Origin of the sequence: Vibrio sp. ECSMB14106 (genome assembly GCF_000972265.1) — a bacterium.
Lineage (GTDB): Bacteria > Pseudomonadota > Gammaproteobacteria > Enterobacterales > Vibrionaceae > Vibrio > Vibrio kanaloae.
The window spans coordinates 16,271-31,151 of sequence record NZ_LAUM01000025.1; the positions used below are offsets into that span (position 1 = coordinate 16,271).

16 protein-coding genes are annotated in these 14,881 nt (G+C 44.6%); 10 read left to right on the top strand and 6 right to left on the bottom strand.

What is annotated here, in order from left to right; all coding sequences use genetic code 11:
* The first annotated feature begins 148 nt into the window (after window positions 1-148).
* The 3 genes from glpX to WR49_RS15970 all read left to right on the top strand — a co-directional run bounded on the left by glpX (window position 149) and on the right by WR49_RS15970 (window position 2,441).
* A complete protein-coding gene (glpX, locus tag WR49_RS15960) occupies window positions 149-1,156 on the top strand; it encodes a class II fructose-bisphosphatase (protein WP_046224668.1) in 1,008 nt (335 codons plus the stop codon).
* Between the two features lie 174 nt (window positions 1,157-1,330).
* Window positions 1,331-1,957, top strand: a complete 627-nt coding sequence (locus tag WR49_RS15965) for a helix-turn-helix transcriptional regulator (protein ID WP_046224669.1) — start codon at window positions 1,331-1,333, stop codon at window positions 1,955-1,957.
* A gap of 136 nt (window positions 1,958-2,093) precedes the next feature.
* Complete coding sequence (locus WR49_RS15970; protein WP_046224670.1) at window positions 2,094-2,441, top strand: DUF3135 domain-containing protein; 348 nt, start codon at window positions 2,094-2,096, stop codon at window positions 2,439-2,441.
* A 101-nt stretch (window positions 2,442-2,542) separates the two neighbouring features.
* Here WR49_RS15970 and WR49_RS15975 read toward each other — a convergent pair whose 3' ends face one another.
* Together WR49_RS15975 and WR49_RS15980 are read right to left on the bottom strand one after the other, a co-directional pair.
* Window positions 2,543-2,965, bottom strand: a complete 423-nt coding sequence (locus tag WR49_RS15975; RefSeq protein ID WP_046224671.1) for a DUF805 domain-containing protein — start codon at window positions 2,963-2,965, stop codon at window positions 2,543-2,545.
* A 50-nt stretch (window positions 2,966-3,015) separates the two neighbouring features.
* Window positions 3,016-3,363, bottom strand: a complete 348-nt coding sequence (locus WR49_RS15980; RefSeq protein WP_017055867.1) for a 5-carboxymethyl-2-hydroxymuconate Delta-isomerase — start codon at window positions 3,361-3,363, stop codon at window positions 3,016-3,018.
* 249 nt (window positions 3,364-3,612) lie between these two features.
* Between WR49_RS15980 and tpiA the strand changes: the two genes are divergently transcribed.
* A complete protein-coding gene (tpiA, locus tag WR49_RS15985) occupies window positions 3,613-4,383 on the top strand; it encodes a triose-phosphate isomerase (RefSeq protein WP_017055868.1) in 771 nt (256 codons plus the stop codon).
* 159 nt (window positions 4,384-4,542) lie between these two features.
* Here tpiA and pfkA read toward each other — a convergent pair whose 3' ends face one another.
* The 3 genes from pfkA to WR49_RS16000 form a co-directional block, all read right to left on the bottom strand.
* Window positions 4,543-5,505 carry a 6-phosphofructokinase gene (gene pfkA, locus WR49_RS15990; protein WP_017055869.1) on the bottom strand — a complete coding sequence of 321 codons (963 nt, stop codon included), beginning with the start codon at window positions 5,503-5,505 and terminating at the stop codon, window positions 4,543-4,545.
* Window positions 5,506-5,820: 315 nt separating this feature from the next.
* Window positions 5,821-6,729: a CDF family cation-efflux transporter FieF gene (fieF, locus tag WR49_RS15995; protein ID WP_017055870.1), complete on the bottom strand. Its 909-nt coding sequence runs from the start codon at window positions 6,727-6,729 to the stop codon at window positions 5,821-5,823.
* Between the two features lie 164 nt (window positions 6,730-6,893).
* Window positions 6,894-7,403 carry a CpxP family protein gene (locus tag WR49_RS16000; protein WP_046224672.1) on the bottom strand — a complete coding sequence of 170 codons (510 nt, stop codon included), beginning with the start codon at window positions 7,401-7,403 and terminating at the stop codon, window positions 6,894-6,896.
* A 178-nt stretch (window positions 7,404-7,581) separates the two neighbouring features.
* Here WR49_RS16000 and WR49_RS16005 point away from each other — a divergent pair, with 178 nt between their 5' ends.
* The 4 genes from WR49_RS16005 to trmL all read left to right on the top strand — a co-directional run bounded on the left by WR49_RS16005 (window position 7,582) and on the right by trmL (window position 10,904).
* The gene (locus tag WR49_RS16005) at window positions 7,582-8,271 is read left to right on the top strand and encodes a response regulator (RefSeq protein ID WP_017055872.1); all 690 of its coding nucleotides are present in this window, start codon (window positions 7,582-7,584) and stop codon (window positions 8,269-8,271) included.
* Window positions 8,271-9,653: an envelope stress sensor histidine kinase CpxA gene (gene cpxA / locus WR49_RS16010; protein ID WP_017055873.1), complete on the top strand. Its 1,383-nt coding sequence runs from the start codon at window positions 8,271-8,273 to the stop codon at window positions 9,651-9,653. The genes WR49_RS16005 and cpxA overlap by 1 nt, the downstream gene beginning before the upstream one ends.
* Before the next feature lie 76 nt (window positions 9,654-9,729).
* Complete coding sequence (locus WR49_RS16015) at window positions 9,730-10,347, top strand: superoxide dismutase (RefSeq protein ID WP_046224673.1); 618 nt, start codon at window positions 9,730-9,732, stop codon at window positions 10,345-10,347.
* 77 nt (window positions 10,348-10,424) lie between these two features.
* Window positions 10,425-10,904 carry a tRNA (uridine(34)/cytosine(34)/5-carboxymethylaminomethyluridine(34)-2'-O)-methyltransferase TrmL gene (gene trmL / locus WR49_RS16020; protein WP_046224674.1) on the top strand — a complete coding sequence of 160 codons (480 nt, stop codon included), beginning with the start codon at window positions 10,425-10,427 and terminating at the stop codon, window positions 10,902-10,904.
* 156 nt (window positions 10,905-11,060) lie between these two features.
* Here trmL and WR49_RS16025 read toward each other — a convergent pair whose 3' ends face one another.
* Window positions 11,061-11,585: an FxsA family protein gene (locus tag WR49_RS16025; RefSeq protein ID WP_017055876.1), complete on the bottom strand. Its 525-nt coding sequence runs from the start codon at window positions 11,583-11,585 to the stop codon at window positions 11,061-11,063.
* Between the two features lie 284 nt (window positions 11,586-11,869).
* On the opposite strand from WR49_RS16025, the gene aspA reads away from it, so the two are divergent.
* The gene (gene aspA, locus WR49_RS16030; RefSeq protein WP_017055877.1) at window positions 11,870-13,321 is read left to right on the top strand and encodes an aspartate ammonia-lyase; all 1,452 of its coding nucleotides are present in this window, start codon (window positions 11,870-11,872) and stop codon (window positions 13,319-13,321) included.
* Between the two features lie 86 nt (window positions 13,322-13,407).
* Window positions 13,408-14,721 (top strand): anaerobic C4-dicarboxylate transporter family protein, encoded by a 1,314-nt coding sequence (locus WR49_RS16035; protein ID WP_017055878.1) that lies wholly within the window; start codon window positions 13,408-13,410, stop codon window positions 14,719-14,721.
* Window positions 14,722-14,881 lie beyond the last annotated feature (160 nt).

A 14,881-nucleotide genomic window follows, 5' to 3' on the forward strand; every position in this document is an offset into this window, starting at 1 on the left:
GATTATTTTGATAAAGATTTATTGTTTTCTACTGCAAATTGATCGAGAGCAATCCCCAAAAACAAAAAGGCAAACGTTTCCTTTTGGATATGGTAAAATCCGCCGCAAAATTTATCTTCCCTCCCCCTTTAAAAGTTTTGGAGTTCGCATGAAACGCGATTTAGCAATGTCATTCTCTCGTGTCACTGAAGGTGCAGCACTAGCTGGTTACAAATGGCTTGGCCGTGGCGATAAAAACGCTGCTGATGGCGCTGCTGTAGAAGTAATGCGTAGTCTACTAAACAAAACCGAAATCAACGGTGAGATTGTTATTGGTGAAGGTGAAATTGATGATGCACCTATGCTCTACATCGGGGAGCAAGTAGGTGTGGGCGGTGATGCTGTCGACATTGCCGTTGACCCAATTGAAGGAACACGCATGACAGCAATGGGCCAATCAAACGCATTGGCTGTATTGGCGGCAGGCGAAAAAGGCAGCTTTCTTAAAGCGCCTGATATGTACATGGAAAAGTTAGTTGTAGGCCCTGGCGCTAAAGGCGTGATTGACCTAGCACGACCACTAAAAGAAAACCTAGAAAACGTAGCGAAAGCGCTGGATAAAACGCTGGATACATTAGTTGTAACGACACTGGCTAAGCCACGTCACGATCAAGTCATCGCCGACATGCAAGCAATGGGCGTTCGCGTATTCGCAGTACCAGACGGTGATGTTGCTGCTTCTATCCTCACTTGTATGCCAGACAGCGAAGTAGACGTCATGTACTGCATCGGTGGCGCACCTGAAGGTGTCGTTTCTGCGGCGGTTATTCGCGCACTAGATGGTGACATGCACGGTCGTCTTCTCCCTCGTCACGAGGTGAAAGGCGATACCGCAGAAAACCGTAAGCACGGTGAGCTTGAGCTAGAACGTTGCGCTGAAATGGGCGTAACAGCGGGTATAGTGTTGAAGATGGAAGACATGGCGCGCAGCGACAACGTAGTATTCTCAGCAACCGGCATCACCAAAGGTGATTTGCTAGAAGGCATTACTCGTACAGGTAATATCGCAACCACAGAAACACTACTTATACGTGGTCGCTGCCGTACGATTCGTCGCATCAAATCAATTCACTACCTAGAGCGTAAAGACCCTGAAGTAATCGATCACATCCTGTAAACCTAAGTTAAACAGAACAACAAAGGCTGATACCACGTATCAGCCTTTTGTTTTATTGGCCAGTGCCAAACACACCATATGCTAGCAATAGCGTGAACGGCGGCCAATATAGTAAATGGTTTGCTTTATAAACACCTTGCCTCATAATAGTAAGGTTCATAAGGTAGGGATAATATGAAAACAAGCGACAAAATCTTACAAACCATTAAGCGCCAAGGAGCGGTAACCGCGAAGCAACTGTCAGAAGAATTTGACATGACGACAATGGGGGCAAGGCAACATCTGCAAAGCCTGGAAGATGACGGTATTCTTGCGTTTCATGACGTTAAAGTAAAAGTGGGACGTCCTACCCGCCATTGGTCACTGACTCAACAAGGCCATAGCCAATTCTCAGACCGACACGGTGAGCTGACGATTCAAGTGATTGATGCCGTAGAGAACCTATTTGGCCAAGAGGGGCTAGCTAAGGTTGCAGCCGAGCGTGAACAACACACTTTAAAGCAGTATCAAACCGCTCTATCTGGCTGTGATAACCTGATCAGTAAACTTGAAAAGCTCACTCAACTTCGTGAAGAAGAAGGTTACATGGCAGAGCTTCAAGAGCATGACGATCATTACATCTTGATAGAGAACCACTGCCCTATATGTAAGGCTGCGACTCGTTGCCCTAGCTTATGCCAGTCAGAACTCAATGTTTTCACCGAACTGCTCAAAGACGAGTGCCATGTAAGCCGTACTGAACACATTATTGCTGGCGAGCGACGTTGCACTTACACCCTAACACCCACACCTTCATCGTAATGCTCAGTGCTTAAGCTTCGCGCCAAATCACTGGTCTCGTCTCAATATTGAGAAAACCACAATAGAACAAAATTTGTACAGAATTCTTTCTTAAGCTTAAAGCATATGAAACATACTTAATGCTAAGGAAGGAATGATGGCACATCCACAACCCGACCAAAAACTGCCACCCTTTGATGAACTGGTCCAACTCGCGAAAAGCGATCCTAAAGCATTCAATCAATTCAAACACGAGATGTGTGAGCAAATGATCTGTTCTGCCTCTCAAGTGATGCAAAACAGGCTTCGAGCTCAGCAAAGTCACATCGATTTAGTCGTTAGCCGCTGCAAAAACCCTCACCATACCAATGTTGTACTGATGCAAGAGCTACGCTGTCAGGTCTGTAAATTTCAAGATGCGCTTCAAGGCCGCTGTGGTTTTGAAGAGCCTAAATCTGAAAATGTGGTGCCTTTTAGGCCGAACACAGAACCAAAAATGTATTAAAAAATCATTACTCCAACGCCCAAGCATCAGTAACAAAATATTAGAGACCAAAAACAAAAAAAAGGGGAGCATAATGCTCCCTTCTTATATTCATTCAATTATTATACTGGATCTTCACCGTAATCATTACGACCTTCAGTTCCCTTAAGCAATCCACATTCAATCAAAATCCATAACCCACACACTAATGCTGCAGCGGTAGCCACCATATGAATTGGCGATACCGACTCTGTCGTGGTTGCTGCCATTGGCGAGGCTAAACGTCCCAGAACGAGAGGCACATTTAACAATAGCCAATAGTTCGACTTATTACGGTCATGCCAACGCTTAGCCGTTACCGCAAGATCTGGAATAACCAGCAGCAGTAAGAAGATTGGCAGCAGGATATAAGTGTATGCGGGGAACAAAACCGAGATACCGGAAGCAAAACCAGTAATCGCCACATAATAGAAAATATTCCACATCCAATAAGTCTTACGACCAATTCTCCCCTTGAAAGAGAGCAGTAAATCTTTCATCGACATCTTAAAATACTCAAAAATTAATACGCTACCAAAAAGTTAGCAGCAAATAGTTAGTTAATCACTTTCTGAAAGCAATCTTTATCCATATCTCTAATGTTCACCGTAAGGCTACGGATATGGCTTGCCTGTTCTTGTAGGGCTTGCATTAGCAAACGTGACAACTCTCTTTTCTGTCCTTCGGTACGTCCTGAAAGTAACTCGAAGCTGATGTGAATAAAATCCACACTGTCCTCTTCGTCACCGACTAGCCAGTTATGACAACGCAGTGAACGCGACTTCACAGAAGGCACATCAAACAAGCCACAGTTTAATGCAACTTGATGAAGATCTTCTAGTAAACCTTGGATATTCACTCGCTCGTCCACTGAATTTGAGTACTCTAAAACTAGATTCGGCATTATTACTTCCTATTGTTAACGCAATCGTTTGTCTCTTAATAGCAACTAACGGTGAAAAATCCGAGAAGTTAGCTATTATTCTGTCTGCCGGATCACTGATATATGCTCAAAATCTACTCTTACCATTGAGTAAGATCCAAGAAAGTCATGACCACAGTCATGATCTGTTGATATTAATCTGTTATATTATTTCGTAATAAAGTTTACTTTTTTACATTCGATTTATTTAAATACTTTGGAGATATTCCTATGCGTCATCCTGTAGTTATGGGTAACTGGAAACTAAACGGCAGCAAAGAAATGGTTGTTGATCTACTAAACGGTCTTAACGCTGAACTTGAAGGCGTAACAGGCGTAGACGTAGCAGTTGCTCCACCAGCACTTTTCGTTGATCTAGCAGAGCGTACGCTTACTGAAGCGGGCAGCGCGATCATCCTAGGTGCTCAAAACTCTGACCTAAACAACAGCGGTGCATTCACTGGCGACATGTCTCCAGCGATGCTTAAAGAGTTCGGCGCATCTCACATCATCATCGGTCACTCTGAGCGCCGTGAATACCACAACGAATCAGACGAATTTGTAGCTAAGAAATTCGCATTCCTAAAAGAGAACGGCCTAACTCCAGTTCTTTGTATCGGTGAATCTGAAGCACAAAACGAAGCAGGCGAAACGGTTGCTGTATGTGCTCGTCAACTTGACGCTGTTATCAACACTCAAGGTGTTGAAGCTCTTGAAGGCGCTATCATCGCTTACGAACCAATCTGGGCTATCGGTACTGGTAAAGCAGCTACAGCTGAAGATGCACAACGCATCCACGCTCAAATCCGTGCACACATCGCAGAGAAATCTGAAGACGTTGCTAAGAAAGTTGTAATCCAATACGGTGGTTCTGTTAAACCAGACAACGCAGCAGCTTACTTCGCGCAACCAGACATCGATGGTGCTCTAGTTGGCGGCGCAGCTCTAGACGCGAAAAGCTTCGCAGCTATCGCTAAAGCAGCAGCGGAAGCAAAAGCTTAATTTAAACTTCACCGTTTAGATTAAATGCAAGGTCAACTTAGGTTGGCCTTTTTTATTGCCTATCGTTTGGGGTTCAAGCTTCAAACTCAAATGACAGGCACAAAAAAACCGCTAATAAATCAGCGGTTTTTAAAATCTTTAAGTTAACGCTAAGCGTACTTAGAACAACTCTTCGGCTACGCGGAACAGCTCAGAACGGTCGGGGTTCTGCATATTCTCGATACAATCGATGATGTCATGGTGAACAAGTTCTTCTTTCTCGATACCAACACAACGGCCACCGTGACCTTCTTGAAGAAGGTGAACAGCGTAGTTGCCCATACGAGAAGCCAGTACACGGTCAAATGCAGTAGGACGACCACCACGCTGTATATGGCCAAGAACCGTTGCACGAGTCTCACGACCTGTTGCCGTTTCGATCTCCTTCGCTAGCTCGTTCGCATCCATCATTAGCTCGGTTAGAGCGATGATTGCGTGCTTCTTACCTTTAGCAATGCCATCTTGAATGTTGCTAATTAATTGATCTTTATTGAGACCAGTCTCAGGCGTAATAATGTACTCACAACCACCCGCGATCGCAGACATAAGCGTAAGGTCACCACAGTGACGGCCCATAATCTCGACAATAGAGATACGTTGGTGGGAAGAAGAAGTGTCTCGCAGACGGTCGATTGAATCGATAACCGTGTTAAGCGCAGTTAGGTAGCCAACAGTGTAATCAGTGCCTGCGATATCATTATCGATAGTACCTGGAAGACCGATACATGGGTAACCCATTTCAGTCAGTTTTTTAGCTCCCATATAAGAGCCATCGCCACCAATAACAACCAGTGCTTCGATACCGTGCTTCTTAAGGTTCTCGATGCCTTTCTCGCGAACTTTAACATCTTTGAATTCAGGGAAACGTGCAGAACCAAGGAAAGTTCCGCCACGGTTGATTACGTCAGATACGCTTGAACGGTCAAGCTTTTCGATACGGTCTTCAACAAGGCCTTGGTAGCCATCGTGAATGCCGTAAACTTCAATGCCAACTGATAGCGCGGTACGAACTACACCGCGAATTGCTGCGTTCATGCCTGGAGCGTCACCACCACTGGTCAAAACACCGATCTTCTTAATCATGCTCACCCTCGATTTTTGGGAATCTATTATTCAATTCTTTTGCTTGCTGATCGTATATCAACAAGATTTTAAATCTATATTTGTGCTTTATGTTACATTTCCTCAATAGGAATAGCACTTAAATCGCGTAAATTTATGTAACATTTCTACTTCTGTAAGAGTATTACAGTTTTAACCAATAACTTTGTTGATTCACATCAGAATCAACATTAATTGTTATGCGGTGGTTTTTGTATCACCAAAGAATTAGCAATTTTTACTCACTTTAGTTCAAAAGCCACACACTTACCATTTGCTCTCTATTTTTCCGGTCTATTACCAAGAATGAAATTTCTGCTGCTTCTCGGGGCCAAATACGACCGAATATGGGTCTTGATGAATTAATACATCAGCATCAGGAAACACGGAGATAAGCTTATCCTCTACTTCGTCAGAAATGCGATGCGCTTCAATAAGTGGGATATTATCTTCAAGCTCTAAATGCAATTGAATGAATCGAATCGGCCCTGAACGGCGCGTTCTTAGCTGGTGCACACCGAGTACGCCTTCCACACTCAACGATGTTTCTTTTATCTGTTCCAGTTCTTCATCGGGCAGCTTCCTATCCAGTAAAGATTGAATGGCTTCCATCGCCATTTGATAAGCACTATAAAGAATGTAGATACCGATACCAATCGCGAACACCGAATCCGCTTGCCCAATACCAAACCAGCTCAATGCCAGCGCCAACATAATGGCCGCATTCATGTAGAGATCAGACTGATAGTGCAGTGAATCGGCTGCAATAGCTTGGCTACCAGTTTTTTTCACCACGTGCTTTTGAAATCTGACTAAACCGTAGGTCATCACTATTGCGAACAAGCTGACATAGATACCGATTTCCGGGGAATTCAATTCGTGTGGCCTAAAAAAGCGTTCAATACCATTAAGAATAAGGAAGCAGGCCGAGCCCGAAATAAACATCGCTTGTGCTAATGCGGCAAGAGATTCTGCTTTACCATGACCAAAGGTATGTTCTTTGTCAGCGGGCTGTAGAGAGTAACGAACCACAATAAGATTGACGACAGAAGCGGCGATATCCAGCATCGAATCCACCACCGAAGCCAACAGACTCACTGAACCTGTCACCCACCACGCTGCGACTTTCACTATCAATAAAACAGTAGCGATGGTGGTGGCTGCCCAAGCGGCGAGCGTAACTAAACGTGCGTATTCTTGTTTCATAATTTGGCTATAAAGTGACTGATAGCACAAAGTATAACCTGCAAACAATCAATTGAATATGACAGCTAGGATGTAAAACATTCATTTTTAGGGATCAAAAAAAGCGACACTTGGCCGCTTCTTTCTCAATACTTTCATTCAATCCGGCTTTTTCAAGCCATGAATTACTTGTTTTTATTCATGCGTTTTTCCATTTTGTCAGCACACTTAGTCATGCGCTCTTGTTGGATTTCTTTCAGTTGCGTTTTTTGCTCAGCCGTTAGCACACTCATCATTTCGTGTTGCTTCTTCAGCATTACCACGCGACGCTCAGTTTGCTTTCCAACCATTTCGCTTGCTAAGTCGTTCGCTGCAGCTTCATCGAAGTTGTCAGCCAATACCAAGGCTTGAACTTTTTCGTGGTGCGCTTTCATTTGCGCCACTCTATCGGCTTTGTTGCCAACGCGTTTTGCTTTCATCTCTGCACGATTTGCTTCTCGCATCTCTTTCAATTCTGTTTTTTGTGCGTCAGTGAGATCGAGTTGGCGCATCACTTTCTTATCGAAGCCGCCGCATTTGCCGTGCATGCCTTTGTGGTCGCCTTTATCGCCGCCACCGTATGCATACGCAGTGGTTGCACCGAACATAAGTGGAAGTACCGCCGCTACTAGTACAAGTTTCTTAGTCATTTTCATAATTTTTGCCTCAATTCGGTATAATAAGTTATGTGTTACGTCTGTTTGTTAGCGCTTAGATATAGATTAGTTCCTCCCTCGTAAAGTGACGTTTAGAAAGCGTAAAGAATCGTAAAGAGTGAAAGCTGGCGAATAATTAGCAGTATTATTAACCTAACTAACCGATTAAGGCTCCCTGATGGCGAACATTCTTCTGATTGATGACGACACCGAATTAACCTGTTTACTTAAAGATATTCTGAGCTTTGAGGGCTTTACAGTTTCCGAAGCCAATGATGGCTATACGGGGCTTGAGGCTATCAATGAGGAGATTGATCTAATCCTTTTGGATGTAATGATGCCACGCCTTAATGGTATGGAAACACTAAAGAAGCTGAGAGAAAATTGGGAAACACCCGTGCTGATGCTGACCGCAAAAGGCGAAGAAATCGATCGTGTGATTGGCCTTGAACTTGGAGCTGATGATTATTTACCAAAACCATTCAGTGACCGAGAGCTGCTCGCGCGTATTCGAGCCATTCTGCGCCGAACACAAACCAACACCGCGCCTAAGACAGCCAGTGACACCATTCAATACCAAGACATCGAGATCTTCCCAGGCAAACAAGAAGCCTACTGCAATGGTCAAATCATCGACCTTACAACCACAGAGTTCGTCTTACTTAGCCATTTAATCCAGAATCCGGGGCAAGTGATCACCAAAGAAGCCTTGAGCTTAGATGTATTGGGTAAAAGACTCGCCGCTTTTGATCGCGCGATTGATATGCATATCTCTAATCTACGTAAGAAGATTCCAGAGCGCCACGACGGTAAATCTCGTATCAAAACTTTACGCGGCCGTGGCTATTTATTGATAGAGGAAGATTAATGCGCATACCTAAAATCACCAGCTTATATGGGCGTATCTTTGCTATCTTTTGGTTCACCATGTTATTGGTGCTTTTATCGGTCCTATCGCTTCCCCATTTAGACCCTAGAGTTGCGCGTGATGTCCCTGAAGAACACTTCACGAAACTTAGCCGTATTGCAAAAAGTATCGAAAAGCGATTCGCCAAAGAAAATAACTTGGGCAAGATTGTCTTCCAATTGGAAGGCCCACCACGCAGCCGGAAAGACACACGCCCTCGCATCTACTTAACCGATCTTGAAGGCTCGGTGTTAACAACTAAAAAGCATTCAGATTACAAAGTAAAAGCCATTCGTAACTTCGTGACGACAATTGATAACCCTAAAGTGCCAAAACAAAAGCTGTATGGACATTACATGGTAGCAGGCCCAATACCAGTCGCACTTGCCGGTGAGGACCTGATGATGTATATCGGAGTTAAGTGGGATCAGCCACCGCCGTTCTTGTTACGCCTATTTGATAGACCTCTACAACTTTTACTTGCCGTCATGTTAGCGAGTACCCCGCTATTACTTTGGTTAGCTTGGGCATTGAGTCAACCTGCTCGCAGACTAGAACGCGCCGCAAAACGTGTAGCGAGAGGACAATTTGAGGTCGACCCTCAATTAGAAAAAGGCACCTCAGAATTCAGACAAGCTGGTGAAAGCTTTAACCAAATGGTCGAAGCGGTGAACCAGATGATCTCAGGGCAACAGCGTCTGCTCTCTGATATCTCACACGAGCTCCGCTCACCACTGACCCGCCTACGCATGGCAAATGCATTGGCGATTCGTAAACAAGGTGAGAGCCAAGAACTCGAGCGTATCGATACCGAAGCGCAACGTTTAGAACAGATGATCAGTGAACTACTTACGTTATCTCGTATGCAGGTCAACAGCCATATTACTCGTGAGGTTCAGCCCATCTCGAGCTTATGGGAAGAAATTATAAAAGACGCACAGTTTGAAGCCGAACAGATGGGGAAACAGCTGACGTTTTCGGAGATCCCAGAGCGTTCTATCTCAGGTAACCCCAAGCTATTGATGAGTGCGTTAGACAATATTACACGTAACGCAATCTATTACGGTAAGGACCGCGTCGATGTGCAATTCAGTGTTCAACAAGATCTACTCACAATTTGTGTAAATGATAACGGTGATGGCGTGCCTGAAGATGAGTTAGATTCTATTTTCAGGCCTTTCTATCGTGTTTCAACCGCCCGTGATCGTAACTCTGGCGGTACAGGCCTTGGGTTAACCATTACTGAAAGTGCAATTCGCCAACACAGCGGCACCATCACCGCCAGCCGCAGCCAGTTAGGTGGATTACAACTCGAAATCACTCTACCTATCTTACCGGTGTAATACCCCCACAAAGATCGCAGTTGATAATGATTGTTATTATCATTATGGTAAATCCTCTAATTACAGAGGATTTACCATGTTGCACACTTTTCCTGCTCTACCCTACGCTTACGATGCTCTAGAACCTTACATTGATGCTAAAACGATGGAAGTGCATTACAGCAAGCACCACAAAACCTATTACGATAAGTTTGTTAATGCTATCGCTGGTAGTGAACTAGAACAGCAATCACTGACCGAGATCTTCGCTAATATCTCGCAGCATAGCCCTGCCGTTCGTAACAATGGTGGCGGCTACTACAACCATATTTTGTATTGGAACTGTATGTCTCAAGACGGCGGTGGTGAACCGGCTGGCGAACTTGGCGGCGCTATCAAGAACACATTCGGAGATTTCGAAACATTCCAAGAACAGTTCGCTCAAGCGGCGATCAATACCTTCGGGTCAGGCTTTGCTTGGTTAGTGGTAGAAGAGGGACAACTAAAGATCATCTCGACCTCAAACCAAGATAACCCTTGGATGGATACCATCGCCAGCAACGGGGAACCAATTCTTGCACTGGATGTTTGGGAACACGCCTACTACATCAGTTACCAAAACCGTCGCCCTGATTACATCAACGCATGGTGGAATGTGGTGAATTGGAATGCGGTTGCTGAAAACTACGCACAAGCACTCGCAAATCAAGCGTAAGCGAATGGTGGTGAACTGTACTCACTCAGCTTGCCACCGTATACTCTGGCTATCTTTGATTATTCTTGTGAGCCAACATGTTTGATATCGCTCTATACGAACCTGAAATTGCACCCAATACGGGTAACATCATCCGCCTATGTGCTAATTGTGGCGCGAACTTACACTTAATTGAACCGCTTGGTTTTGATTTTGAAGAGAAAAAAGTACGCCGCGCTGGTTTGGATTATCACGACCTAGCGCGAGTTAAACGCCACAAGAACCTAGAAGCCTTTCTTGAGTATCTAGAGAATGAACGTGAAGGTGACTTCCGTATCTTTGCTTGCACAACCAAAACCACAGGTCACCACGTGGATGCGAAATTCCAACAAGGTGATGTGTTGATGTTTGGCCCAGAAACACGCGGCCTGCCCGCTGAGTTCATTGAAAGCATGCCAATGGATCAACGCATTCGTATCCCAATGATGCCAGACGCGCGTAGCCTAAACCTGTCTAACGCGGTTGCTATCATTGCATTTGAAGCATGGCGACAAATGGGCTTTGAAGGCGCGGTATAACCGAACGCTCACTTGTCTGTTGTCAATAATAGCTAACACGCAATAAAAAAGGCTCTTACCGTTATCTCTTTCTTGCGAAGGATAAAGGTCAGAGCCTTTTCTGTTTTCCCTCTATATAAAGAGAGACCAAATTAATATAAAGAGAGACCAAATTAATTAGTTTAAGCGGTTACGATCATTGTCGTCGTCTTTCTTCTCAAACTCACCTTCAAAGGTGTTGCCTTCTTTTGATTGATCAGATGGATCGCGATTGAATGGGTCTTGTCCAAATGGGCTCTGGCCAAAACCAGCCTGTCCACCCGCATGGAAACCACCAGACACATTGGTAACCACCATTTTTTCCATCATTTTCTTGGCAATTATTGCTCTTGGTGCTGGCAGCAATACCAGCATGCCGAGTGCGTCCGTCATAAAGCCCGGAGTCAGCAGCAATACGCCTGCAACCGCAAGCATCACGCCTTCAAGAATCTGTTGTGCTGGCATTTCACCTTGCTGTAATCGACCTTGAACAGACATTAATGTCTGTATACCTTGGCTACGAACCAGCGATGCACCCGCAAATGCAGTAATCAAAACCAACGCAATAGTTGGCCACAATCCTAAGAAGCCACCAACTTGAATAAATAGCCCAATCTCAATGATGGGTACGAAGATAAAGAGTAATAGTAAGATAGGAAACACACGCCCTCCTTTGTTACTTCCAGTTTACGCTGAAAGCCTTATCAACCTCAAATTTATCCTGTAAATAAACGTGTTTATTGACCGGGAATAAGTTTGCAAAGTATTGACTAAACAAAAGCGAAAAAGGTGATCAACTTACTATTTTTATGCGCTAGGTACAGTATCATGTGCCACATAAGTCAGGACGGATTTATCAGCCCAATATTCTAGCGAACGGAGTATTTGCACACAGAATAGGCTAATAACTAACTATATAATCAGAATAATTCTCTAAGGATCCTGTTATGGCTACTCTATCAGAAGCACAAGTTGATGCTCCTCACGCTACTCGTCTCGAAGAAGATCTTTTAGGCCAACGTCATGTTCCCGCTGATGCTTACTACGGCATCCATACTCTACGCGCAGTTGAAAACTTCAACATTTCAAAAGTAACGATCTCAGATGTACCTGAATTCGTTCGCGGTATGGTGATGACAAAGAAAGCAGCGGCTTTAGCAAACAAAGAGTTAGGTGTAATTCCAAGCGAAGTAGCTAAATACATCATTCAAGCTTGTGACCTTATTCTAGACACTGGCAAGTGCATGGATCAGTTCCCATCGGACGTTTTCCAAGGTGGTGCTGGTACTTCTGTCAACATGAACGCGAACGAAGTGGTTGCTAACGTCGCACTGGAACTTATGGGCAAAGAAAAGGGCCAATATGAGTTCATCAACCCAAACGACCATGTAAACCGCAGCCAATCTACAAACTGTGCTTACCCAACTGGCTTCCGTATCTCTGTTTACAACAGCGTTCGTAAACTGATTGATGCGATTGAATACCTAAAAGGTGCATTCGAGCTTAAGAGCCAAGAATTTAATACTATTTTGAAGATGGGTCGTACTCAGCTTCAAGATGCGGTTCCAATGACGGTTGGCCAAGAGTTCCACGCTTGGGCGGTAACCATCAATGAAGAAATCAAAAACCTAGAATACACTTCAAAACTGCTGCTTGAAGTAAACTTAGGCGCGACAGCTATCGGTACTGGTCTAAACGCAGCACCTGGCTACCAAGGCCTAGCAGTGAAGCACTTAGCAGAAGTTACGGGCCTAGAGTGTGTAGCCGCTGAAGACTTAATCGAAGCAACGTCTGACTGTGGTGCATACGTCATGACGCACGGCGCACTGAAGCGTCTAGCCGTTAAACTGTCTAAGATTTGTAACGACTTACGTCTTCTTTCTTCTGGTCCACGTACTGGCTTGAACGAACTGAACCTACCAGAACTGCAAGCAGGCTCTTCAATCATGCCGGCTAAAGTAAACCCAGTGGTTCCTGAAGTAGTAAACCAAGTTTGCTTTAAAGTGCTAGGTAACGACAACACGGTTTCTTTCGCGGCAGAAGGTGGCCAACTGCAACTGAACGTCATGGAACCGGTAATCGCACAAAGCATGTTTGAGTCTCTGGACATTCTAACAAACGCATGTGTGAACCTACGCGACAAGTGCGTAGACGGCATTACTGTAAACAAAGAAGTATGTGAAGCGCACGTCTTCAACTCTATCGGAATCGTAACCTACCTTAACCCATACATTGGCCACCACGAAGGTGACATTGTTGGCAAGATCTGTGCTGAAACAGGTAAGAGTGTTCGCAATGTGGTTCTAGAACGCGGGTTATTAACCGAAGAAGAGCTTGATGACATTTTCTCTGTTGAAAACTTGATGCACCCTCAATACAAAGCAAAACGCTACGAGTAACGAATGAACAAAGAAAGGCTCTGTTTCCAGAGCCTTTTTTCTTGCTTAATAAAATTATTAATAACTATATATTTTAGGAGTCACTCATGTTTTTACTTGAGCTATTCGTCGTATTGGGATGTATCCTGATCGGTGCTCGTATCGGGGGGATAGGCCTCGGCGTTATGGGCGGTGTTGGCCTTGCAGTACTAAGTTTCATTTTCGGGATTCAACCAACCAGCCCACCAATCAACGTAATGTTAATGATAATGGCGGTTGTGGCAGCCGCAGCCGCAATGCAAGCTTCTGGTGGTTTGGATTACATGATCAAGATTGCCTCTGGGATTTTGCGTAAAAACCCTCGCCACATCACTTTCATTGCTCCTTTAGTAACCTATTTTTTCACAATGATGGCAGGTACTGGCCACGTTGCTTACTCGGTTCTTCCAGTTATTGCCGAAGTGAGCCGTCGTAGTGGTATTCGCCCTGCGCGCCCACTAGGTATGGCCGTTATCGCATCACAATTTGCGATTGTTGCAAGCCCAATTGCGGCAGCGGTTGTCGCTTTGGTTGCCTTCTTGGAACCACAAGGCATCACGCTAGCTGATGTTCTTTCCGTCACTATCCCAAGTACTTTCCTTGGCCTTGCTTGTGCTTGTGTCATTGTCAACAAACTCGGTAAAGAGCTCAAAGACGATCCTGAATACCAACGCCGCATGCAAGATCCTGAATTCCGTAAAGAAATGGAACAAGAGGAAGCGGTTGAAAATATTACCATCACACCACAAGCGAAAAAATCAGTCGGTATGTTCCTATTTGGTGCGCTGACGGTTGTTGTCATGGGGGCATTCCCATCACTTCGCCCTCAGTTTGATGGCTCACCAATGGGTATGGCACACACTATTGAAATCGTCATGCTAACGGTTGCTGCTCTTATTATTTTAATCTGTAAACCAGACGGAAATGCAATTAGCCAAGGTTCTGTATTCCACGCCGGTATGCGTGCGATTGTTGCTATTTTCGGTATTGCTTGGTTAGGCGATACCTTCATTGGTGGCCATGCTGCAATGGTCAAAGAAGCGGTATCGGGTCTAGTAGAAGTTGCACCATGGACATTTGCATTCGCACTATTTGCTCTATCAGTAATGGTAAACAGCCAAGGTGCAACCACGGCAGTTCTTGTACCTGTGGCGATTGCTTTAGGGCTTCCGCCAGCAATTATTATTGCAACCTTCGTTGCGGTTAATGGTTACTTCTTTATTCCAAACTACGGTCCTATCATCGCGTCAATTGACTTTGATCGAACGGGTACCACGAATATAGGTAAGTACATCTTCAACCACAGCTTTATGCTCCCAGGCTTACTAAGTATGGTATTTAGCATTGCGTTTGGTCTGCTGCTATCGAATGTCATGATCTAATCGAATAGACTTTCGTTTTGGATAAAGAGAAGTGACACCACTTCTCTTTTATTTTTCTCAAAAATATCGCTCTTTTCCTCTTCTAGTCCCCCACCATACCCGCAACTTAATGTAGGGCAAGATTACGAAGCCCCTTGCCCTGCAAGGACTTGCGAAAGGT

Coding starts and splice junctions, on each gene's coding strand:
- glpX (WP_046224668.1), top strand. CDS start 149: ATGAAACGCGATTTAGCAATGTCATTCTCTCGTGTCACTGAAGGTGCA.
- WR49_RS15965 (WP_046224669.1), top strand. CDS start 1,331: ATGAAAACAAGCGACAAAATCTTACAAACCATTAAGCGCCAAGGAGCG.
- WR49_RS15970 (WP_046224670.1), top strand. CDS start 2,094: ATGGCACATCCACAACCCGACCAAAAACTGCCACCCTTTGATGAACTG.
- WR49_RS15975 (WP_046224671.1), bottom strand. CDS start 2,965: ATGTCGATGAAAGATTTACTGCTCTCTTTCAAGGGGAGAATTGGTCGT.
- WR49_RS15980 (WP_017055867.1), bottom strand. CDS start 3,363: ATGCCGAATCTAGTTTTAGAGTACTCAAATTCAGTGGACGAGCGAGTG.
- tpiA (WP_017055868.1), top strand. CDS start 3,613: ATGCGTCATCCTGTAGTTATGGGTAACTGGAAACTAAACGGCAGCAAA.
- pfkA (WP_017055869.1), bottom strand. CDS start 5,505: ATGATTAAGAAGATCGGTGTTTTGACCAGTGGTGGTGACGCTCCAGGC.
- fieF (WP_017055870.1), bottom strand. CDS start 6,729: ATGAAACAAGAATACGCACGTTTAGTTACGCTCGCCGCTTGGGCAGCC.
- WR49_RS16000 (WP_046224672.1), bottom strand. CDS start 7,403: ATGAAAATGACTAAGAAACTTGTACTAGTAGCGGCGGTACTTCCACTT.
- WR49_RS16005 (WP_017055872.1), top strand. CDS start 7,582: ATGGCGAACATTCTTCTGATTGATGACGACACCGAATTAACCTGTTTA.
- cpxA (WP_017055873.1), top strand. CDS start 8,271: ATGCGCATACCTAAAATCACCAGCTTATATGGGCGTATCTTTGCTATC.
- WR49_RS16015 (WP_046224673.1), top strand. CDS start 9,730: ATGTTGCACACTTTTCCTGCTCTACCCTACGCTTACGATGCTCTAGAA.
- trmL (WP_046224674.1), top strand. CDS start 10,425: ATGTTTGATATCGCTCTATACGAACCTGAAATTGCACCCAATACGGGT.
- aspA (WP_017055877.1), top strand. CDS start 11,870: ATGGCTACTCTATCAGAAGCACAAGTTGATGCTCCTCACGCTACTCGT.
- WR49_RS16035 (WP_017055878.1), top strand. CDS start 13,408: ATGTTTTTACTTGAGCTATTCGTCGTATTGGGATGTATCCTGATCGGT.